At 39.9% G+C, this 21,104-nt stretch carries 22 protein-coding genes and 2 pseudogenes; 11 read left to right on the top strand and 13 right to left on the bottom strand.

What is annotated here, in order from left to right:
* The first annotated feature begins 34 nt into the window (after positions 1 to 34).
* Positions 35 to 388 (top strand): YnfA family protein, encoded by a 354-nt coding sequence (locus GVV58_RS01005; protein ID WP_005096798.1) that lies wholly within the window; start codon positions 35 to 37, stop codon positions 386 to 388.
* A 104-nt stretch (positions 389 to 492) separates the two neighbouring features.
* Here the strand turns inward: GVV58_RS01005 and GVV58_RS01000 are convergent, their stop codons facing one another.
* The 3 genes from GVV58_RS01000 to GVV58_RS00990 form a co-directional block, all read right to left on the bottom strand.
* Entirely contained in the window at positions 493 to 966 is a 474-nt protein-coding gene (locus tag GVV58_RS01000) for a hypothetical protein (RefSeq protein ID WP_005171087.1), read from the bottom strand.
* Positions 967 to 1,069: 103 nt separating this feature from the next.
* Positions 1,070 to 1,990: an ornithine carbamoyltransferase gene (argF, locus tag GVV58_RS00995; protein WP_005171086.1), complete on the bottom strand. Its 921-nt coding sequence runs from the start codon at positions 1,988 to 1,990 to the stop codon at positions 1,070 to 1,072.
* A 113-nt stretch (positions 1,991 to 2,103) separates the two neighbouring features.
* Positions 2,104 to 2,751, bottom strand: a complete 648-nt coding sequence (locus tag GVV58_RS00990; RefSeq protein ID WP_005171084.1) for a TetR/AcrR family transcriptional regulator — start codon at positions 2,749 to 2,751, stop codon at positions 2,104 to 2,106.
* Between the two features lie 231 nt (positions 2,752 to 2,982).
* Between GVV58_RS00990 and prpB the strand changes: the two genes are divergently transcribed.
* Positions 2,983 to 3,867 (top strand): methylisocitrate lyase, encoded by an 885-nt coding sequence (gene prpB / locus GVV58_RS00985; protein ID WP_100328672.1) that lies wholly within the window; start codon positions 2,983 to 2,985, stop codon positions 3,865 to 3,867.
* Between the two features lie 4 nt (positions 3,868 to 3,871).
* Positions 3,872 to 5,011, top strand: a complete 1,140-nt coding sequence (gene prpC / locus GVV58_RS00980) for a 2-methylcitrate synthase (protein ID WP_159138138.1) — start codon at positions 3,872 to 3,874, stop codon at positions 5,009 to 5,011.
* A gap of 52 nt (positions 5,012 to 5,063) precedes the next feature.
* Here the strand turns inward: prpC and GVV58_RS00975 are convergent, their stop codons facing one another.
* Together GVV58_RS00975 and GVV58_RS00970 are read right to left on the bottom strand one after the other, a co-directional pair.
* On the bottom strand, positions 5,064 to 5,684 hold the full coding sequence (locus GVV58_RS00975; protein ID WP_205668327.1) for an aminotransferase: 621 nt from the start codon (positions 5,682 to 5,684) through the stop codon (positions 5,064 to 5,066).
* Positions 5,685 to 5,782: 98 nt separating this feature from the next.
* Positions 5,783 to 6,256 (bottom strand): CinA family protein, encoded by a 474-nt coding sequence (locus GVV58_RS00970; RefSeq protein WP_100328670.1) that lies wholly within the window; start codon positions 6,254 to 6,256, stop codon positions 5,783 to 5,785.
* Positions 6,257 to 6,509: 253 nt separating this feature from the next.
* Here GVV58_RS00970 and GVV58_RS00965 point away from each other — a divergent pair, with 253 nt between their 5' ends.
* Positions 6,510 to 6,740, top strand: coding sequence for a hypothetical protein (locus GVV58_RS00965; RefSeq protein ID WP_004280185.1), 231 nt, complete (start codon positions 6,510 to 6,512; stop codon positions 6,738 to 6,740).
* 646 nt (positions 6,741 to 7,386) lie between these two features.
* A complete protein-coding gene (locus GVV58_RS00960; protein ID WP_005096808.1) occupies positions 7,387 to 7,623 on the top strand; it encodes a hypothetical protein in 237 nt (78 codons plus the stop codon).
* Positions 7,624 to 7,795: 172 nt separating this feature from the next.
* Here the strand turns inward: GVV58_RS00960 and GVV58_RS00955 are convergent, their stop codons facing one another.
* Positions 7,796 to 8,137: a hypothetical protein gene (locus tag GVV58_RS00955; RefSeq protein ID WP_159515795.1), complete on the bottom strand. Its 342-nt coding sequence runs from the start codon at positions 8,135 to 8,137 to the stop codon at positions 7,796 to 7,798.
* A gap of 1,293 nt (positions 8,138 to 9,430) precedes the next feature.
* Here GVV58_RS00955 and GVV58_RS00950 point away from each other — a divergent pair.
* The 3 genes from GVV58_RS00950 (at position 9,431) to GVV58_RS15410 (ending at position 10,476) form a co-directional block, all read left to right on the top strand.
* Positions 9,431 to 9,721, top strand: a complete 291-nt coding sequence (locus GVV58_RS00950) for a type II toxin-antitoxin system HigB family toxin (RefSeq protein ID WP_005096812.1) — start codon at positions 9,431 to 9,433, stop codon at positions 9,719 to 9,721.
* A 1-nt stretch (position 9,722) separates the two neighbouring features.
* A complete protein-coding gene (locus tag GVV58_RS00945) occupies positions 9,723 to 10,124 on the top strand; it encodes a helix-turn-helix domain-containing protein (RefSeq protein WP_005096813.1) in 402 nt (133 codons plus the stop codon).
* A gap of 211 nt (positions 10,125 to 10,335) precedes the next feature.
* Positions 10,336 to 10,476, top strand: coding sequence for a hypothetical protein (locus GVV58_RS15410; protein ID WP_005096816.1), 141 nt, complete (start codon positions 10,336 to 10,338; stop codon positions 10,474 to 10,476).
* A gap of 40 nt (positions 10,477 to 10,516) precedes the next feature.
* Here GVV58_RS15410 and GVV58_RS00940 read toward each other — a convergent pair whose 3' ends face one another.
* Positions 10,517 to 11,152, bottom strand: a complete 636-nt coding sequence (locus GVV58_RS00940) for an SOS response-associated peptidase family protein (RefSeq protein ID WP_100357157.1) — start codon at positions 11,150 to 11,152, stop codon at positions 10,517 to 10,519.
* Between the two features lie 459 nt (positions 11,153 to 11,611).
* On the opposite strand from GVV58_RS00940, the gene GVV58_RS00935 reads away from it, so the two are divergent.
* Positions 11,612 to 11,881, top strand: coding sequence for a hypothetical protein (locus tag GVV58_RS00935; RefSeq protein WP_100328666.1), 270 nt, complete (start codon positions 11,612 to 11,614; stop codon positions 11,879 to 11,881).
* A 425-nt stretch (positions 11,882 to 12,306) separates the two neighbouring features.
* On the opposite strand, the pseudogene GVV58_RS00930 reads toward GVV58_RS00935, so the two are convergent.
* Together GVV58_RS00930 and GVV58_RS15405 are read right to left on the bottom strand one after the other, a co-directional pair.
* Positions 12,307 to 13,512, bottom strand: a pseudogene (locus GVV58_RS00930) (IS4 family transposase).
* 111 nt (positions 13,513 to 13,623) lie between these two features.
* The gene (locus tag GVV58_RS15405) at positions 13,624 to 13,800 is read right to left on the bottom strand and encodes a hypothetical protein (RefSeq protein WP_005096822.1); all 177 of its coding nucleotides are present in this window, start codon (positions 13,798 to 13,800) and stop codon (positions 13,624 to 13,626) included.
* Positions 13,801 to 14,479: 679 nt separating this feature from the next.
* Between GVV58_RS15405 and GVV58_RS00925 the strand changes: the two genes are divergently transcribed.
* A complete protein-coding gene (locus GVV58_RS00925; protein WP_159515794.1) occupies positions 14,480 to 15,649 on the top strand; it encodes an MFS transporter in 1,170 nt (389 codons plus the stop codon).
* Positions 15,650 to 15,668: 19 nt separating this feature from the next.
* On the opposite strand, the gene GVV58_RS00920 is transcribed toward GVV58_RS00925, so the two are convergent.
* Together GVV58_RS00920 and GVV58_RS00915 are read right to left on the bottom strand one after the other, a co-directional pair.
* A complete protein-coding gene (locus tag GVV58_RS00920; protein ID WP_159515793.1) occupies positions 15,669 to 17,159 on the bottom strand; it encodes an amidase family protein in 1,491 nt (496 codons plus the stop codon).
* Positions 17,160 to 17,207: 48 nt separating this feature from the next.
* A pseudogene (locus GVV58_RS00915) lies at positions 17,208 to 18,468 on the bottom strand (GGDEF domain-containing protein).
* A 317-nt stretch (positions 18,469 to 18,785) separates the two neighbouring features.
* Between GVV58_RS00915 and GVV58_RS00910 the strand changes: the two are divergent.
* The gene (locus GVV58_RS00910; RefSeq protein ID WP_005096827.1) at positions 18,786 to 19,229 is read left to right on the top strand and encodes a hypothetical protein; all 444 of its coding nucleotides are present in this window, start codon (positions 18,786 to 18,788) and stop codon (positions 19,227 to 19,229) included.
* Positions 19,230 to 19,287: 58 nt separating this feature from the next.
* Here GVV58_RS00910 and accC read toward each other — a convergent pair whose 3' ends face one another.
* Complete coding sequence (accC, locus tag GVV58_RS00905; protein WP_005096829.1) at positions 19,288 to 20,655, bottom strand: acetyl-CoA carboxylase biotin carboxylase subunit; 1,368 nt, start codon at positions 20,653 to 20,655, stop codon at positions 19,288 to 19,290.
* Between the two features lie 18 nt (positions 20,656 to 20,673).
* A complete protein-coding gene (gene accB / locus GVV58_RS00900; RefSeq protein WP_005096830.1) occupies positions 20,674 to 21,090 on the bottom strand; it encodes an acetyl-CoA carboxylase biotin carboxyl carrier protein in 417 nt (138 codons plus the stop codon).
* Positions 21,091 to 21,104: the final 14 nt, after the last annotated feature.

Below are 21,104 nucleotides of genomic sequence, written 5' to 3'. Positions count from 1 at the left end.
ATCACATTCATTCATACAGTTCAAAAGATAAATCATGGATATTCAAATTACCAAGCTGCTCACCACTTTTTGCCTGTTTCTGGTCACGGCATTGATGGAAATTTTAGGCTGTTATTTTCCCTACCTGATTTTAAATCAGGGAAGAAGTCACTGGTTGTGGATTCCGACAGCTCTGGCTTTGGCGGCTTTCGTCTGGCTACTCACCTTGCATCCGGCTGCTTCTGGACGGATTTATGCCGCTTATGGTGGGATCTATATTTTTTCGGCGCTAATGTGGTTGCGCTTCGTTGATCAAGTAACGCTGTCACGTTGGGATTTACTTGGCGGGATGGTGGTAATACTGGGGGCACTGATTATAATTCTACAGCCGCAAGGTTTGGTGCGTTAGCAGGATATAACAGCAAACCTCATCAAAAAGAGGTAGCTATAGCGACCTCTTTGTTTTCTTGATGTTTTAATCCTGAATAAAAGCCAATATCTTATTTCTTTAGACTATTTCAATTTGCAATCTTTCTGGGAAATGTCAGTTTTATAGGTTTGTGTTTGCGAGCTCAGGCTGAGCTCGACCTTGTATGGGTTTTCAATCTGATAGCGATGCTCAAAGAAAATCTCGCAATTATTGAGCAGATTATTACGGATCATTTTCATCACTTCTTTGCGGCCCAGATCTTTTTCAAATTGGCTAAAATCCGGTGTGGTGATTAAACCTTTTAATGTGGTTTTATTGGCACTTAACTGTAATTGTTCAATAATTGTATTCTGGTCGATCTGTAAAGGTAAAGTTCTGGAATCTTCTGCACTGAGTACCGCGAGTAATTCATTCAGTTCAGCTTTTTTCTGAATTTTAAATTTGCTGTCAATAATATTTTTTTCCTGAAGATATTGATCAAATTCAGAAGCATGAACAGAGAAGGTGGCACTGCTAAAACCTGCCAATAGTGCCAGGGCCCAATATTTATTTTGCATTGTATAACATCACTTTTTATTCCATTTCAATCATGATTATAAGAGCTGAGACAAAAAAAGCACCAGAGATTGGTGCTTAATTTGTGAAGATTCAGCTTTTAATTTAGTCTTTTTTCAGATTTTCATTAATCAGGAATTCAACCAGAGCTTTTTGCGCGTGCAAGCGATTTTCAGCTTCATCCCAAACCACGGCATTTTTATGGTCAAGCAAGTTTTCTGAAATTTCTTCGCCGCGGTGCGCAGGTAAGCAGTGCATAAACAAACAATCCGGATGCGCAAGATCCATCAGGCGTTCATTCACTTGATAGTCTGCAAAGGCTTTCTCACGGATTTTTTGTTCTTCTTCCTGGCCCATGCTTGCCCAAACGTCAGTCACAATCAGGTCAGCATTCACGGCTGCATCTTCCGCGGTATCGACCAGTTCAACACAATGCGCAAATTCAGACAGGAATTTTTCTTGTGGTTCATAACCTTTTGGCGCTGCAATTTTCAGATTAAAGCCCCACATGTGTGCTGCTTCAATATATGAATTACACATGTTGTTGCCATCACCGATCCAGGCAACAGTTTTACCTTCGATTGAGCCGCGTTGCTCTACATAGGTCTGCATGTCAGCAAGTAACTGGCAAGGATGGTGATCATCTGTTAAAGCATTAATCACAGGAACTTTTGAATAAGATGCAAAACGTTCCACGATATCATGACCGAAAGTACGGATCATCACGATATCTAGCATGCTTGAAATCACGCGTGCAGAATCTTCAATCGGTTCACCGCGGCCTAACTGGGTATCGCGAGAAGACAGGAAAATTGCGCTACCACCAAATTGGCTCATGCCAGCTTCAAACGAAACACGCGTACGGGTACTCGATTTCTCAAAAATCATGCCCATCACTTTACCAACAAATGGTTGGAACACTTCATTGTTATGCTGTTTGCGCTTAAGCTCAATTGCGCGTTGCAAAATCTGGTTAAGTTCTAAAGTTGATAAATCGCGTAAGGTGAGAAAGTGACGGAGAGCCATTCGTTACTCCACAATAATTGCCGAAAAACTCGATCAACAATCAGTTGTTGGTTAGTTTAAGAAAAAATACGGAATCGGCTAATATACTATAAGCAATGAAAAATGCAAAAAAACTAGACTTTTTGATGACCGTCTAAAAAGCGATCCACACAATAACTGATGTATTTGTCGATTTCCTGATCATCTTCTTGTATGGAAATTCCCATCAGGATGCGCCATTCCAGATTACGCAAAATACCAAAATATAGCTGAGCCGAATATTGCGGATTTTCACAATGCAATAAGCCTTGTGCATCTGCCTGTTCTAATGCAGTGGCAATCGCACTCTGGACATGTACAGGACCGTGTTCATGAATATGCTGAGCCAGTTCTGGATTACGCTGACTCTGTTCCAGAACCAGACGCATGAAGGCCGAGTTTTCAGGTTGCATGATCTGATGATAAAAATTCAGCAAGGTGTGAACCAGATAACTACGAAAATCCAGTGCCATCAGTTCGATCGGAATGCTGATATCTTCAAAAAACTTGATACGACGATAATCACAGATGGCTTTAAACAAGCCTTCTTTATTGCCAAAGTACTTATAAATGGAGGCTTTGGAGCCACCTGCATGCTGAACAATATCATCGAGAGACACAGCATCATAACCCCGTTCCAGAAACAGCTCGGTTGCACTGTTCAGCAGCGCAATACAGCGCTCATGACCACGTTTGGTCTGCGGCAGGTCTTTGGCGAGCGGTTCTAGGACGAGGTCTTGCATAGGAGATAATACATCAACATGTCAATAAAGATTGAAATGCCATCATAGCAAATATATGTACATATTTCATAATTGCACCGCATAAGCGCAGTATTTGCCGGATTAGGTAAAGTAAAACTTAAAAATTTGACTAAAGTTTTAGAGTATTTGTTCTATCAGATTGTGGAATGAGCAAGCCAAATGAGTATACTCGAGTTTCAATAATTATAGCCAAGACTGTGGAAAAGGAAGATGACAGAACAAATGTCTGCAGGTCTAAGATTTAGACAAGCACTTGAAGTCGAGAAACCATTGCAAATTATGGGTACGGTAAATGCCTATGCTGCCATGATGGCCAAACAAGTCGGTTATAAAGCCATTTATTTATCAGGTGCGGGTGTCGCGAATTATTCTTATGGTTTGCCTGACCTGGGCATGACCAGTCTGGATAATGTTCTGGAAGATGTACGCAGGATTACAGAACGTGTTGATACACCTTTATTGGTCGATATCGATACCGGTTGGGGCGGCGCATTAAATATTGCCCGCACGATCAAACAGATGATTGCAGCTGGTGCAGCCGCAGTGCATATTGAAGATCAGGTGGCACAAAAGCGTTGTGGTCATCGTCCAAATAAAGAAATTGTGTCACAGCAGGAAATGGTCGATCGTATTAAAGCGGCGGTCGATGCGAAAACCGATGCAAACTTTGTGATCATGGCGCGTACCGATGCGCTACAAAAAGAAGGCCTGCAAGCGGTGATTGATCGTGCTTGTGCCTGTGTTGAAGCGGGTGCAGATGCAATTTTTGCCGAAGCGATGACCGATATCACCATGTATCGCACCGTATGCGATGCAGTTGGTGTGCCAGTCTTGGCAAATATTACCGAATTTGGTGATACACCGTATTATACGGTAAATGAGTTGGCAGAGCAGGGTATTGGCATGGTGCTGTATCCATTATCAGCGACACGTGCCATGCAAAAGGCAGCCCTTGAAGTGATGCGTTCGGTGCGTGAACACGGCACTCAGGTGAATGTGCTGGATATTATGCAGCAACGCAAAGAACTCTACGAATTTTTAGATTATCACAGCTTCGAAGACACATTAGATAAACTGTTTAAACAGGAGAATTAAAAAAATGGCTGAAGGAAAAGTACTCACCGGCGCAGGATTGCGTGGACAAGTGGCAGGGAAAACTTCACTCTCAACTGTAGGCAAAAGTGGCGCAGGTCTGACCTATCGCGGTTATGACGTACAGGATCTGGCTGAACATTGCCAGTTTGAAGAAGTGGCTTATCTGATTTTCTTTGGCGAACTGCCAACTTCAGAGCAGTTAGTTGCCTATAAAGCCAAATTAAAATCTTTGCGCACGCTACCTCAAGCCTTAAAAGAAGTGCTAGAGCGTATTCCTGCCGATTCTCATCCGATGGATGTGATGCGTACTGGCGTATCGATGCTGGGCAATCTTGAAACTGAACTGTCTTTTGAACAGCAACAGGATATTGCAGACCGTATTCTTGCCACTTTACCGGCAATTATCTGTTACTGGTATCGTTATAGTCATGACGGTGTACGTATTGAAGAAAATACGGATGATGATTCAATCGGTGCACAGTTCCTGCATTTATTACGTGGCGAAAAGCCAAATCAACTGCATGAACAGGTGATGAATGTTTCTCTGATTCTATATGCAGAGCATGAATTTAATGCTTCGACCTTTACGGCGCGTGTATGTGCATCGACTTTATCTGACATGCATTCTTGTATTACCGGTGCAATCGGTTCCTTGCGTGGCCCTCTACATGGCGGTGCTAACGAAGCTGCAATGGATATGATCGAAAACTGGACTTCGCCTGAAGAAGCTGAACGTGAAATGCTGGGCATGCTGGAACGTAAAGAAAAAATTATGGGCTTCGGTCATGCGATTTATAAAGACAATGATCCGCGTAATGGCATCATCAAAATCTGGTCTGAGCGTTTAGCCAAAGATGTCGGTGATACGGTACTGTATCCGGTCTCAGTGCGCTGCGAAGAAGTGATGTGGCGTGAGAAGAAATTATTCTGTAATGCCGATTTCTTCCATGCTTCGGCTTATCACTTTATGGGCATTCCAACCAAGCTGTTTACCCCGATTTTTGTCATGTCACGTGTCACAGGTTGGGCAGCACATGTGATGGAACAGCGTGCAGACAACCGTATTATCCGTCCAAGCGCGGATTATACTGGGCCTGAACTGCGTAAAGTAGTACCGATCGCCGAGCGTTCTACAGCGGCTTAATATTTATTAATATCTTGAATAAAAAATAAGGTCTCAATCGAGACCTTATTTTTTATCGACTTAACAGGACTGGATCTTCAATGCTATAGCCTGTTTCAAAAGGAATCCCCAAATACTTGACTGTCACCAGCGTTTTATTCTGTTTAGGAACTTTATAGGCCTGGCTAATTTTTAGACCTTGCTGATAACTGATCGCTTGATGAGTCGGACTTTTTTGTGAGCCAGATTTGACTTGATATTGATAAGTCCATTTTGGCACTTTTTCTTGTGGATCGTACCAGGCAGCTGCCGTCCCTGTTGTGGTTTTTAACATTTTAAGTTGTGGCTTTGAACTTTGAATCGGACTCAGCGGAACTAAACGCTTTTTGATTTTGGCAATGTCCTGATCAAACTTGCGACTGTCTTGGTCATAATCAATACGTTTGGTTTTTGGATTGATATATAAGGAGTTGACCTGAATCAACTGATTCGGTTTTGCGGATTTAAAATTATAATAATACAGCTGTGGTAAGCGCCCACGACCATCAAGGTAATGACGCATGACATAGAGCTTTTGCTCTTTGACTTCATAGCCTAGAATTTCAATATTTTGTGGGCCACCGACCGTAGCAAAAGCCAGACTGGGCAAGCCAAGAGGGAGCAGAAACAGCGCAGTTTTAATATTCATGGTTATTCTACCCGCAAAAAATAGATTAGCATTTGATCATGCTAATCTATCTTAAAATACAGTAGAAATAATGAAGCTTGTTGCGGCGTAATTATAAAACTAGATTAATGATTGAGTAGATTAATCATATCGTGTGCAACCACGGCAGACAGTTTATTCAGACGTTCGAGTGGAGTACCTTTCAAATAATACTGGAATTGATGCACTTGAGTACCATCATTAATTGCTACAAAAAAAGTCCCTTCCGGTTTCTCTGGTGTCGCACTACCACCGGGTTTAAGCAAACCTGTACAGGCAATAATCCAGTCTGCATCCCGGAACATCTTTTTACCCGCGTCTGCCAGGGCAACAGTAACTGGCATGGATTCGGCAGTGTAACTATTGATCAAAGCCTGGGGAATGTTTAATACCGAAGTTTTCACACCAACATCGTAGCAGACCAATCCACCGGCCAGAATTTCGGCGCCGTCAGCTTTACAGATGGAAAACTGGCTACATAGATATCCAGAGCTTGCACTTTCGATAAAGGCAATTTTTATATTTTTCTCTTCGAGTAAGTTACAACAGGTCTTTATCATAGTCTCTATATTTTCTTTATGATCCGAGTGGTTTTAGCTTAATTTAGACAGATTTTTTCTGTCGTTCAACTCCGAGTATATTTATATTTTTATGAAAGTTAAAATTTTTCATGGATTAGTACAATTTGATACTGATTTGATCACAAAACCTGAGTGGTTAAAGCTTAGACTATTTTTTCAAATAGAGGTTTCTTCTCAAGCTGAACAGTGGTAAAAATAAAAATAAAGTGCTTAGTGAAAGTAGGGCGTTAGAATGAAAACCACAGTAAAATATGTAGTCTTAAAAAGTCTTGACTACCAATTGGGTACACCATTATTTCAGGAAGAAATTGATGCTGATGGTCAATATTTTGATCAGATTCCAAGCACGATTTCTTATCAGAATTTACAGTTCAAAGTAAAAAGCAAAGAGCTTAAACGTTTACATCTGGCTGAAGAGCAGGAAGATACCCAAACGATTATTGTTAAAGTTGTGAATATCTAAGATAAACCTTAAAGTGAATAAGCCTCTTTTTTTAAGAGGCTTATTATTTGGCTAACATTAAGTTAATAAAAGCTTTTTAAAAATAAAAAATTACCAAAATTAATGTCAGTCTGATTGATAAATATCTTTTATTAAAGTCAAGATAAATTGGAAACAACTTAGTCGTTATACGTGATTCAATGTTACGTATCGTATATTCGTTTATTAAAAAACTGTTTAGAAAAATTACCTTTTGCATGTTTTATTCCATTTTTAAAAATATTAATACTTAGGCTGAGTTATTGAATTTAATCATAAATATCATGAGCATAGATTTTTAATATATTTTACTTGATAATATATTGTTATTTTTTAAAATATTTTAAATGTCTTTTTTATATATTTTACTCAGGTTAAGTTATTCCTTTTATTGAATAATAAAAATTTCGAAACATATTATCTTTCATCATGTGTCTATTTTATTGGATAAAGTAATTTATGTTGCTTATTAATCTTGATTTCAACTACTTGGCTTACCATTTTTTACATTGAATTAATCTGTAACAGGTTATAGGTTGGAGAATTCTGAAAAATGCATAGAGTAGATATTAAGTCGAAACTCTATCGGCTTTTAATTAATTTAAAGCAAATAGTAAGGAGTTACACCATGGCTAATAATCAACAGCAAGACCAACAGAAACAGCAACAACAGCAAAACCAACAAGGCACGCAAGATCAACAGCGTCAGCAAAACAACCAGCAAAACCCAAACCAGCAACAAAATAACCAGCAGCAACAACAGCCGCAGGGACAGAATAACCAACAACAGCGCGATCAGCAGCAACAACAGCAGCCACAGCGTAATCAGCAAAAAAACCAGCAATCTCAACAAGATCTGGAATAATCAACAGAACTAGCAGCCATAATAGAATTAACCAGCAGCGTGGGTATGATTCATAAGATCTGCCAAAACTGTAGCGTTAATTCTGTTTAAGCTGTACGTTCATAAAAAAACCGCCTGAATCAGGCGGTTTTTTTAGGGTAAAAATTTGGTTATAGACGTTAATCAGTATGAATTAACACTGGATATTGGCTTTCTGCTTATAAAAGCTTAACGCATTGTCTAAATCTGTAAGCAGTCCTTTTTCTGTATATTCCTGAGGCATAAGTTTTAATAAAGCCGGCATATAACGAGTTTTATATTCTTTAGGATATTGTTCACAGAGTATGTGTGTTCTTTCTTCTGGACTAATACTGGAAGAATCTAGTTTGTCCAGATAAGCACTGAGTTGATTATCTGATTGTTCAAATTGGGCTTTGAGGGCTTGATCAGGTTCCGCTGAACTGTCGGCTTGCTGCTTTTGGCAGCCACTTATTGTCAGACTTATCAATAAAGTAATCAGTATACGATTTATCATGATGTCAAAATCTTGTTATTTGTCATATCAAAAATTATAGAGAGAAATAGCCAAAAAGAAAGCAGTCATCGACCAACTTTAGAAGAAGTCAAAAATTCCTGATATTCACATACAGTACAGCAACAGGGAATTTTATCCTAAAAAATGAACAAATTTATTGTTATGCATATTGATCTAAAGTGTCCATCTGTTTTCTCTTAAGCATAAAATTTAACGAATAAAATATATTTTGCCTAAATTAAAGCCATTCAATTAAGAAAAGTAACGCTTATTGCACATTTAGAAACATAGCCTCTATATATCACACACAGATTGACTGCTGGGCCAGTGATATCTTGGCTTCATTCCAAGAACTTAATGAAAATAATTAGAAAATCAGCACATTATAAAGCCTGCTTAATTTAGGAGAGTTAAGCAGGCTTTTTCTTGTTTATAAACACGGATTGCTCAATGAGAGCTTTTTACTTTAATTATTCTCTTTCACATAAGTTTTCATATACAACATAAAGCCTGAAAATTCTCTCAAGAGTGAAACATGAATAGATGGTATTTATATATCTCTTTTTATAAAAAGACAGGGCAAAGCTATGATGAGATGTATATGTGCATTTGGCATGGGCGTGATGGTAGGTTGTTGTTTTAAATCTTGCAAAGAAAAAATGTGTCATATGATGGGCAATGATCATTGTAAGAAGGATCAAAAGACTAAAAGTGAAGAGCCTGCACGAACTTAAATGCCAAAAACTTAACTTTGCTTGAATTGTGAAATGTATTCAGGCGGTTAAGTTATTACTCAGGTCGTGATCCGATTATTCCGTATCGAGTTATTGAGTCTTAAAATCAATACAAGCTTAATCACTGATTAAGCTTGTTACATTCAGGAGAAAAGCATGATCCAGTTTATATTTTGTTTATTTGGCCTTCATGGTGCGACTGAAATCAATTACACCTGTGATCATGAAGAGGTGAAAGAGTGTCGTGATTGCTTGAAAGATATTGAATAATGTTCCAATTCACCGGATGTATTAATGAAGCTCAATCCCCGTTCAATCATCAGTTGGCGGGGGTTTTGTTTGTGGGTGAAATTTTTATAATAAAAATCCAAGATAACGATTGAACTCAACTGGATTTAAATGATACGGGTCACAATCTATACTTTATAAGATTATGATTTAAATAGGATTACATGACGATAAATGATTAAAATTGAGAACTAAAATAGTCGGATAAGAATATATTGCAAAATGCGATAATTTATATATACTAGAAATATAGCAAAATGCGATAAAATATATGCATGTGATCACCCACGCTCGAATTCTTGAAGCAACGCAAAAGTGGCCACAGGCTGGAACGGCATTAGATGGTTGGTATCGACTGATGAAGGCCAATCATCCTAAGGATTTTGCTGAAATGAAGAGACTCTTTCCAGCAGTAGATAAGGTTGGAAAGTTTCATGTATTCGATATCGGTGGAAACAAGATTCGGCTGATTGCTGTGGTGATGTATCAGGCAAAACGCGTTTATATTCGCCATGTCTTGTCTCACCATGAATATGATAAAGGTCATTGGAAGGAAGGTTAGAATGAATGCAATGATTAAACAGGCCGTTGATCACTGGCGTTATGTTGCACCATTGCTCAGCAAGCCGGAAAATGAGGATGACTTTCATACACTAACTGAAGCCCTAGATGAGCTTTTGGATATTGTCGGTGATGATGAATCACATCCTTTAATGGGGCTTATTCATCAACTGGGTGATCTGGTTTCGGCGTATGAGCATGAACATCTACCCATGCCAGAAGGTGATGGACGAACGGCCTTGGCCTTGTTGATGGAGCAACACGGGCTTAGTCAAGCAGACTTGTCTGATGTCGCGACACAATCAGTAATTTCAGAAATATTGAATGGCAAACGTCAGCTGAATATCCGTCATATCAAGGCCTTGTCTGAGCGCTTTGATGTATCGGCAGATACTTTCTTTTAATCGATGCCCGCCTAAGCTGATATTTCCATGCTGTGCTGTCTAATCAGGTAGCGCTGCTCATTTGATTATTTAAATTTCAAGTGTCGTGAAAGGTGAGAGCGCCTCCAGAAAAGTTTGCTTTTCTAAAAAGTGAATGTGAAACATAAATAATATTGATGTTTAGGATCAGATGTCATATTTATTTCTTAATGGATCGATAAAGGAGATACACATGACCAATAAATCAGAGCAAGAATCAAATCCGCAAAAAGAATCTAATGATGATAAAGGCAATCAGGATTCGTATAAGGGCGTGAAGCCAGAGAAAAAACCCAATGCAGAACCGGAAAATCCATTGAGAGAACAAAAATAGCTCTTTCACATTTTAAAAGCCCTAACTTGCTTTAGGGCTTTTAGTTTTTCGACAACCGGTGATCTCTGGGTTTCGCTCTAAACTCATCTCTCATTTCAAAGAAAAACTCATGAGCTTGTTCATGATCGCAGCATAACCAATCATGGCGTGATTCTTCAGGAATCACAATAATCGAGCGCTTCTCGTCATCTGGATGGTGGAACTGTTTCATCAATAGGTATTGATCGGAATTTATAGTCAGCATCGAAAATGATCTGATTTTTTCACCCTCAATGAGCACATCATCATAAATGGCTGCAACGGTAAAAGGGTTGCCATCTTCACGTGAAATACCAAACCAGTGCGGTTTTCCATCGATATATTTAGGTTCATAGAAAGTATCCACGGGCACTAAAGCAAACTGGTTATTTTTCCAGGCATGTCGAAAACTTGGCTTGGACGCTATTGTTTCAGTTCGGGCATTGTAAGTATGTCGACCATATTTTAATTCTTTCGCCCAAAAGGGAATCAGTCCGAAACGTGCAATATCTAACTCAAACCCCTCAGCACCTCGCATCATGATAGGAGCAGGTGCTAAGGGGTAAACATGTGATTTCATGTTCAATTCAAGTTGTTCTGCATGAAGATCTAATAAAGAGAGCTGACTTTTTGAGGGGAATTCATAGTTTGAACACATGACCGACCTCTTTGCTTAGCATTCTGATCTGCGATAACAATTAAACTATAAGAATGATGACCTCAAAACAATTCGAAATCGTAAATGTAGTTGGGTCTGGAAACGGAATTTTTATGGTGAATATGAATGTAATTATTTCGCCAATGGATGAAAAATAATCTTCGATAAAATGAGCGCCCAGATTCCATTGCTATAGTTTTATTTCCAGTTTTGCCTCCTTTGCCTGAAGGAGCTATCTTTTGCGGAGAAAGATCATGCTGCATTTTATCTTTTGTTTATTCGGTCTTCATGGTGTCACAGAAATCGAATGCCAAGCGGATGGTAAAGAAGTGAAAGTATGTCGTGACTGCTTGAAAGAAGAAAGGGTTACATAAACGGTAAGAAAAGCTTAAACATTCTTATCACTATTAATTCAGAATAGGCATTCACAATAAAACTCATAATTTTAGAGAATACAGAATGCCTAGAAATAATTATTTACCCGCTCTAGAACAAGTTTATGAGTTTTTAAAAGAACGTCCTAGCTTTAAAGAGAAAAGTGAGTTTGATAAGTCAGTAGAGTATTTTAGAACGCTGCACGAAGGAGAGCCTCAGGAATTTAGAGTCCAAGCATTCCATAACATTAGTGGTAAATTTGGAAATAAAGAAATACTGAGCATAAGTTCTGCACCTAAATTTACGGATAAAAACAGCTTCCTTAATTGGGTTGATATGCACATCAACAATTAGACTTTGACGTTCAAACAGCTTATCTAATGGTCAGCTTTGTTATTTTCTACCCATACATTAATTAACATGGAGTACAAAAAACACTCTAAATTGGGTTGGAAAACTACACATTTGAATGCTAATTTTTGTATTCAAATCTGACAGTTAATGAGGTGAGCAATGAAGTTGTTGACTTTGTTTGGTGTAGGCGTAGCCGCAAGCTATTGTTATAAATCTATGAAAAATGGCAAGCTCGCTCTTTCCAGACCAAATTTTGATGAAAGTGTAAAACGATTTGTACTGCAAGAATTCGCAGCTTCGTAAGAATTAGATCTATTGGATTAAAGAGCTCATCATAGGATGGGCTTTTTTATTTCTCAGGCTTTTATGGAAAATGGTTATCTTTTGAATGCAAAAAGCCTATCAGGGAGATTAATGCCAGTCAGTTAAGAAATTGACTGGCATTTTCTTGGATATTTTTGTGCTTTAATTTTCACTACTCGCGGACATTGCCTTTGCCTTTTTTCAGGTAATACAAATATTTTAGATTGTTCAAATAATTGCGCTAAATGTTTGGGTAGGTTTCCTGCTGATTCTAAAGGTGTGTGCCTTAAGATATTGATAATACTCATGGATGCAATATGGAAACTGATCCTTAAAGGACTCACCTTTGCATGTTCAGCGATAAACCTCATCTGTCTTCTTAAGATATTATAAGCAATAAATACTCCCCACAATTCTTGATAGACCAAATCAGGTTGTTTGCTTCTTAAAATCCTTGCATCCTGTAAATCACTTTTAATTTCCCGATAACACATTTCTATTTCCCAACGCTGGATATAAAGCATTGCAAGGTCTTTGAATGGATAAACTTTAGAATCTGTTAATGATGTAATGTAACGTCTTATTTTCCCTGCATATTCAACTTCAATTAAACGTGCTTCCCAATAGTCACCCAATGACGGATTTATCTTTTTTGCTCTTACTGAAACAGGCATTTTGATCTGAAAGTCATGGGCCGCATTATGATGAATCACTTCATAACGCAGGTTGTCCTTTGCTCGCATCAACCAATGACTCTCTTCTGCCTGAGATTGCCAGCTCACTAAAAAATCAGCAGCAATCATTTCATGAGTATTGGTATTCACCAGGCAAGTCGCTCTGACTTGTGGGTAAGGTGCAGTTGCTGTTTTGCCTTTGGATGAACCAAAGTGCTTAAAGTTTTCTTCTGTATGAGGCATAGACCAAACCACACCATCTACAGCACAAACGCATAGACCGTGAAAGCTGCTATATTGTTGTTGTGAGTCTTTAAACCATGCCTGACTTAATGTCGAAAATAAAGCACTCATGGGTTCTAAGCCTAAGCGCTATCTTGCTTGTACGGATGCACTCGGTACACAGTATTCTGCCGTACCGAAAACAAGTTGCAATTATTGAACCACATACCAAATCGGTTGATTTCGAAATAGAGCAAGTCCGATTACCAGCCAAACAACATGTTCAGCAGGCAGTTTTCTTTTTCGAATTGATGCTTTACCTGTTTGGTTTAAGCAATCTTCAATCCAGTTTAAATCAATCAATTCACTGAATTGTGAAAGTGAAGGTAGGGTTTGTTTTAATGTTAAATCTAGATTCTGAGATAAATTCATAAAAAAAGAGCGTATGTAAATACGCTCTTTTTACAGCATTTTAACTTTTTTTGCTTAACTGACTGGCATTATATCAGGGAGATAGGCTTCTTTTATTAATTCAACATAATATTATGAGTTTTTCTTATCCGCCTGATTTTTTTGATCATTTTGCTCTTTGGTTATAGGAGCTGGCTCTCCTTGATTCGGTTTTTGCTCTTGCTCATTTGGCTTGGGTTTGTTCTCAGTCGCATTATTAGAAAATTGATTGAAAGACGCTTTTTGAGCAGTATTTGTATTAACTAACATAAGTTTCTCAATTTTAATTGTCGAAGATTCGACCTGCCTAGAGTGGCATATTAAAAGCACTTACAATGAGATGATTTAGAGATGCGAGTGTAGCGATATGTAGGATTTCGAGATTTATATCTTATTTATATTTCGGCATATTTTTGAATTATGGTGCAGGTAGATGATTTGTCTACTAAAGTGCGAAGTCAGTGGAATTATCGGATATTGCTTCGATACCTAAACTCCACAATGAGTATTTTAGTTCTAAAAATAGGCCTCTTAAATAGAGGATTGAAGATTTTAAATCAGTGGCTTAGCTATTTGGAGAGAAGATTTAAAGCGTGTTTTTATTTCAAAAGTATTCAATATTCCCGTAACTTTGCTTTATTAAGTATCAAAGGTGAATTGAAATAACTTCTTCTTAAAAATATTCCCATTTTTATCCGAGGTTGCTCTATAAAATTAGATTCATGTTTTTATGATTGTAAATGCCTTTCAATATTGATTTTTTACTTTAGCCACATTTAGCCATAAACTTACGAAAATTTCGTGCCTTAGGGTGCAGTCTACAAATTTTTTTAAAATATATTTTCTGTGGATTTGTAGACCTTTGAACTGCAATGAAGGCAAAACAAATGCAATATGACGCAACTATTAGTATTTATAAGCCATTGAAGATGCAAAGGAATACAATCTAATGCAAGCACTTGCAATCAGTACCAGACTGGGAGGATTCTATTTTTTCTACTATGCGATTGTGGGCGCATTCATGCCGTTCTGGAGTCTGTATCTGGAAGACCAAGGCTTTAACTATCAGGAAATCGGTGTTTTATCTTCTATTGCGATTCTCACTCGGTTTTTTGCGCCTTTTATTTGGGGCTGGATTGCAGATAAATCTGGTAAGCGCATGTTGCTGGTACGGATTGCCACCTGGATGGAAGCCTGTATCTGGTTGATGATGTTTATCATTCCTAACAGCTTTCAGTCAGTGGCTTTACTGATGCTGATTTTCAGCTTTTTTCAAAATGCGATTTTGGCACAATTTGAAGGCGTGACTCTATTCTGGCTCGGGGAAAAAAGAGCAGAACTTTATGGCAAAGTCCGGAAATGGGGTTCGGTTGGATTTATTATCGGTGTATTCGGCTTGGGCGCCATCTTTGAAATTATCAGCATTAGCATGCTTCCAGTTTTATTGCTGTGTATTTCATTTCTGGCTTTTCTCTGGTCTTTTAGCATTAAAGAACCTACGGCGGCGCCTACTGCACAGAAAAAGCTGGAAGCCCTCTGGCCGATTTTCAAGCGCCCGGTTGTATACAGCTTTTTTCTGATTGAACTGATCATGCTGTTTTCACATTCGCCGTTTTATAGTTTTTATAGTAATTATCTTAGTCAGGCGGGATTTAGTAGCAGTCAGATCGGATTGCTTTGGTCCATTGGGGTTATTGCCGAAATTATTATGTTTGCTTATGCTACCTTCTTTCTGACACGCTGGTCATGGCGTCATCTGGTGATACTTTGCCTGTTGATGACTGGCTTCAGATGGCTGATTGTAGGCGTATTTCCATCTGCATTTGTGGCACAATTTTTTGCCCAAACGATTCATGCCTTGAGTTTTGGTTTATTTCACATGATCGCCATGCGGGTTATTTTTCAGAACTTCTCTGCTGCACAGCAAGGCCGTGGACAGGCTTTATATAGCACCATGTGGGGCTTAGGCGTAGCAAGTGGCAGCATTCTGGCGGGCTATTATTGGGATAAAATTGGCGGAGAAACCATCTTTATGTTTGCCGCCGCATCGACTTTGTTTGGTTTGTTATTGATTTTTGGGTTGCCCAATACAGTTGAGCAATCAAAGATATCTTCATGATGTCTCTGATGCTTAAAATTTAGATCCGAATTTTGGCGTACTGATGAACCCAAGGCTGTGCCTGTTCCAGTTGAGCAGCTAATTGCAATAGCAGGTCTTCACGGGCAAAGGGTGCAATAAACTGCGAACCGAGCGGCAGGTTTTGTTCATTCCAGTACAACGGCACTGACATGGCTGGAAGCCCGGTAATATTGGCAAGTTGAGTAAAAGGTACCCATTTCAGGTTTTCTTTGACAATCTGATCGACCAGTTTACCTTGTGCCAGCAGATGGGCCTTACCTACACCCAATAAAGCCTTTAAAATTGGCTTCTGCCATGCAGGTGTTTTGACTTCGCCATTTTTCGGTGCGACGGTTGCGGTTGCAGGCGTCAGATACAGATCATAATCATCAAAGAAATGATTCATCTGGGTCACGTACTGGCCCCAGTTATTCAGGTTCTGGATATAATCAAGTGCGCTGGTTTTAGCTCCAAAAGCCGCCAATGCTAAAGAGTCCAGTTCAAAATCCTTCGCTTTAGACGGGTAGCCTTTCTGGATTTCATCCAGCATAAATGAAAACTGGCTAAACCAGGTGGTAATAAAATCCTTGGCCAGTTGCATGCCATCGATGGCCGGACGGTCTTCAACCACCTCATGTCCCAAAGATTCCAGCAGTTTGGCCGTCTGTTCGATGGCTTTCACAGCATCCGGAGAGACAGGCGTGCCAATGGTAGAATGGGGATTAAAGGCAATTTTCAGTTTTTTAGGTGGTTGCTGAATTACATCCAGATAATGATGCTGTGGACGCTGAATCTTAAATAGCGAGCTGTGATCTTCACCATGCGTGGCATCCAGCATTGCAGCACTGTCTCGCACTGTTTTGGTCAGGACATGCTGAATCGCTGCACCATGCATGGCCTCACTCATTTGCGGCCCCCAGGGGGTACGGCCACGACTTGGTTTTAGACCAAACAGCCCGCAATATGAAGCGGGGATACGTATCGAACCGCCGCCATCGCCTGCACCCGCAATTGGCACAATGCCGGCAGCCACAGCAGAAGCCGAGCCACCCGATGAGCCGCCGCTATTATGTTGTAAATTCCATGGATTTTTACAGCTACCCCAGGCATCTGGTTCGGTAATCCCTTTAATGCCAAATTCAGGCGTATTGGTACGGCCAAAAGTGACAATTCCAGCTTTTTCCCAACGATTGACAATCTCGGCATTGGTTTCGGCAATATAACCGATCCGTTTTAAGCCCTGACAGCCATAAGAGGTTGGATAACCTGCATATTCCTGAAACAGGTCTTTGACCAGAAAAGGCACACCGGCAAAAGGTCCGGATAAATTCTGCTGGGTCCGTTTTAATGCATGCTCATGCATGGGAATAATAATAGCATTCAGTTCGGGATTGGCAATTGAGCTACGCTCTAAGGCAGCGGATAAAAGTTCACTGGAATGTACCTGTTTATTGGCGACCAGTTCAGCCAGTCCTAAACCGTCATATTGTAGATATTCTTCTAATTTCATTGCCATTCCCTAGCGTTAATGCTGTTCAAGGTTGTAGATGATTTTAGTTTAAGATGCAAGTACCACCTGATTACGTCCACGATGTTTGGCCTGATATAAGGCCTGATCTGCAATATTGATCAGGTTGTGCAGGTCTTGTGATTGTGGTTCATTTTGATGGGTAATCCCTACACTCACGGTAATGTAGAGGTCTGAACCATCTGATTGATGCATCGGGGTTTTTTCTACACGTTTACGTATGCGTTCTGCAATATTCTAAGCTTCAAAAGGCTCGGTGTTCCAGAGTAACAGCACAAATTCTTCCCCACCAATTCGTGCAAACAGATCTTCAGCACGTAAATTGCAGCGAATGATTTCCGCAAAATGTTGCAGCACCTTGTCACCGACATGATGGCCAAAATCATCGTTCAGACGTTTGAAATGATCAATATCCAGCATGATGACCGAAAATTCCATTCTGTTGGCATATTGCAGTAAATATTCACCTTTCTGAAAGAAAAAATGACGGTTCATGGTGTGGGTCAGACTGTCATGATTGGCCAGATAGAGAACCCGTTTAAACAGCTCATTGCGGTTTTGACTAATAATACAAAGAATAAGCGGCGATAAGGCCAGCATAAACAGCCCGATCCGGAGCGAAATATAAATCGTAGAATCTGCCAAGGTGTCATGCGTTGTGGCATAAAACTGCGTCAGGCTGTAATAGGTTAAAATAGTCACAAACGCATTAATCAGTGTCATGCTAAACAGGCGATAGGTTAATGCGGCCCAGATCAGCGCAGCCAAAGGATAGAGCAGGGCGCCCGGACCTGAAAAAATATTGGTGATGATGACACAGAGTACGACTGTAGCTGCGGGCAGAAAATAACTGAAATGATGACGCTTTTGACGGCGGTTTTTAAACAGATACTGCATATCCTTGATTCTGGGAAAGGCCAGAACCAAAGGTATAACCGGTATTGTAGTATTTATAATTAATCTTGAAATAACGAATAAAAAATATCGAGACAATGGTACTAATCAGATTGGAAAGTGTAAGAAACAGGCTTTGCAGCAGACTGTTGCCTGTGACCAGATCTGCAAACATAAAAGCACTGAATGCACCCAGCCAGCCGCCCAGATGATTTAAATGTGGAAAACGCAGGAATATGGCCAGTAAGGCAGCATTGGCTGGCCAGGTCAGGGCGAGATAGCCGAGTGGCCTGGTTGCGATCCCAATAAAACAACATACTAAAACAGCGAACACAATGACAAAATAAGCATAGGTTTCATGATTTAATTGTTGTTCTGTTATTCGAGCCAATTGCAAATTTAAAATCCTATATTTAAATTTTTAAGTGTGAATGATCACTTTGTTTAGCAAGTAAGTCTGATTTTATATATACAGTTATTTTTTGATTAATCTGTTATTAATACATGACGTTAAGATTGTTATATACGAAATATATACAAAATAAACTGGAAAAGAAATCCATGTTTTTAAACAATATGATAAAAACTTTATGGACTCAGATTTAAACTGCTCCAGAGTGGGATACGATTCTGAAAAAATATGCTAACTTAGAATCAATTGTTAAAACGATGCCGGTAAATATGAAAAAAATATGTCTTAGCCTTATCTTACTCATGAGCTCACCTTGGCTAATGGCGACAGAAAATAAAAAACCAGCGGAAGTTTCTGCTAAAGCTGCTGAAATCCCAAATACATTTACCGTGAAAACCCGGCCTGAAATTGTGGGGTTGTGGGGGATGGAAATTCCGGATAATAAAAAATGTATCGAATATTATAATTTTAAAAGCAATAATAATGTCGTAATTAAAAGTGGTGAAGAGTGGACTTCAGGATTATATGATTATCAGCCTGCACAGGATCCGACCGTTCAGATTCCCGCACTGATTCTTCAGGTTAAATATGATAATAATGAAAAAGACTGCTCAGGCAATCAGGTTGATCAATCCGGTGAAATTTCCCAGTATTTTGTGAAATGGCAAAATCCGTACACGATTAATTTCTGTGCCAATGACAAGGCCGAGCAATGCTTTGCCGTGCTCAGACGTGTATTACCATAAATGAATCATCAACATAAAAAAACCGCTGAATTTCAGCGGTTTTTTATAAGCTTTAAGCTTATTGAGTTTTGTCTTCAGCACCTTCTAGCTGTTTCAACAAATGTTTTTCCAGATAATGAATGTCCATCGCCTGTTTGCAGAAGTTTTTATCCTGAAGGATTAAATCTTTGTGCAAAGGAATGTTGGTTTTAACACCAGTCAAAATCATTTCTTCCAAGGCATTTCTCATGCGAGAAATAGACGTCTCACGGTCCTTGCCATGCGAAATCAGTTTGGCGATCATCGAGTCATAATACGGCGGAATGCTATAGCCTGGGTAGATGTGCGAGTCTAAGCGGATACCTGCGCCGCCTGGTGCATAGAAGCTCTCAATCTTGCCGGGTGAAGGCAAGAAGGTTGATGGATCTTCTGCGTTAATACGGCATTCAATCGCATGTCCTAAAACCTTGACATCTTCTTGCTGAATATCGAGACCTAAGCCACCAGCAATACGCAATTGCTGTTCGATAATATCAATACCGGTTACCATTTCAGTTACCGGATGTTCAACCTGAACACGCGTATTCATTTCAATGAAGAAGAATCCATCATCTTCAAACAGGAATTCGAATGTACCTGCACCACGATATTGCATCAGTTTACAGGCATTGACACAGGCTTCTAGAATATCGGCACGTGCTTGCTCTGGTAAGTTCGGTGCTGGCGCTTCTTCCAGTACTTTTTGATGGCGACGCTGTAGCGAGCAGTCACGATCATAGAGATGAATCGCATGGCCATTACCATCAGCCAGTACCTGTACTTCAACATGACGTGGCTTTTGCAGGAAACGTTCCATATAGACCGTATCATCACCAAACCACATTTCTGCATCACGCTGTGCAGCCTGAACAGATTCCAGCAGGGTGTCGACATTTTCGACGATACGCATACCACGACCACCACCACCAGAAGCAGCTTTGACAATCAGCGGGAAACCGATCTCTTTCGCTTCAGCGAGTGCATTGTGAATGGTTACGGCATGGTCGCAGCCCGGTACAGTTGGTACACCCGCTTTTTTCATGGCAATAATGGCAGAAACCTTGTTCCCCATTAAGCGAATATGTTCTGGACGTGGACCGATAAAGATAAAACCAGAATTTTCTACGATTTCAGCAAATTCAGCATTTTCAGCGAGAAAACCATAACCAGGATGGATGGCATCTGCGCCAGTAATTTCAGCAGCTGTAATAATCGCAGGAATATTCAGGTAGCTGTCACTGCTCGCACCCGGACCGATACAAACCGCTTCATCACAGAAACGCAAATGCATCAGGTCTTTGTCTGCGTCAGAATAGACACCTACGGTTTTGATCCCTAAAGTTCTGCAAGCCCGGGTGATGCGTAAAGCAATTTCACCACGGTTTGCAATTAAAACTTTTTGCAACATTATAAATCCCCGGGGTGATTAAGCGCGGTAGCGGAAAAGTGGTTGGCCGAATTGAATCACTTCACCATTTTTCACTAGAATTTCTTCGATCACACCACTTTGAGTTGCTTCAATCGGGTTCATGATTTTCATTGCTTCGATAATACCTAAGGTATCACCAGCAGAAACGGTTTGACCCACTTTGACAAATGTCGCTTCGCCTGGGCTTGGTGCAGAGTAAAACACCCCAACCATTGGAGATGTTTCAACAGCACCGCGCGGAGACTTCGCCGCAGGTACTTCAGCTGCAGGTGCAGGCATTGCAGGAACAGCCGCTGCAACCACTGGATTACGACGAGTTAATGCAATCGATTGATCGCCTTCTTTAACTTCGATCGCCTGTAAGTCAGATTCAATCATCAAGTCGATGAGTTTCTTGATTTTACGGATATCCATGAGACAGTATTCCT

This window comes from Acinetobacter sp. 18QD2AZ41W, from assembly GCF_009829025.1.
Taxonomy (GTDB): domain Bacteria; phylum Pseudomonadota; class Gammaproteobacteria; order Pseudomonadales; family Moraxellaceae; genus Acinetobacter; species Acinetobacter pseudolwoffii.
This window is presented reverse-complemented; position numbering and strand designations above follow the sequence as displayed.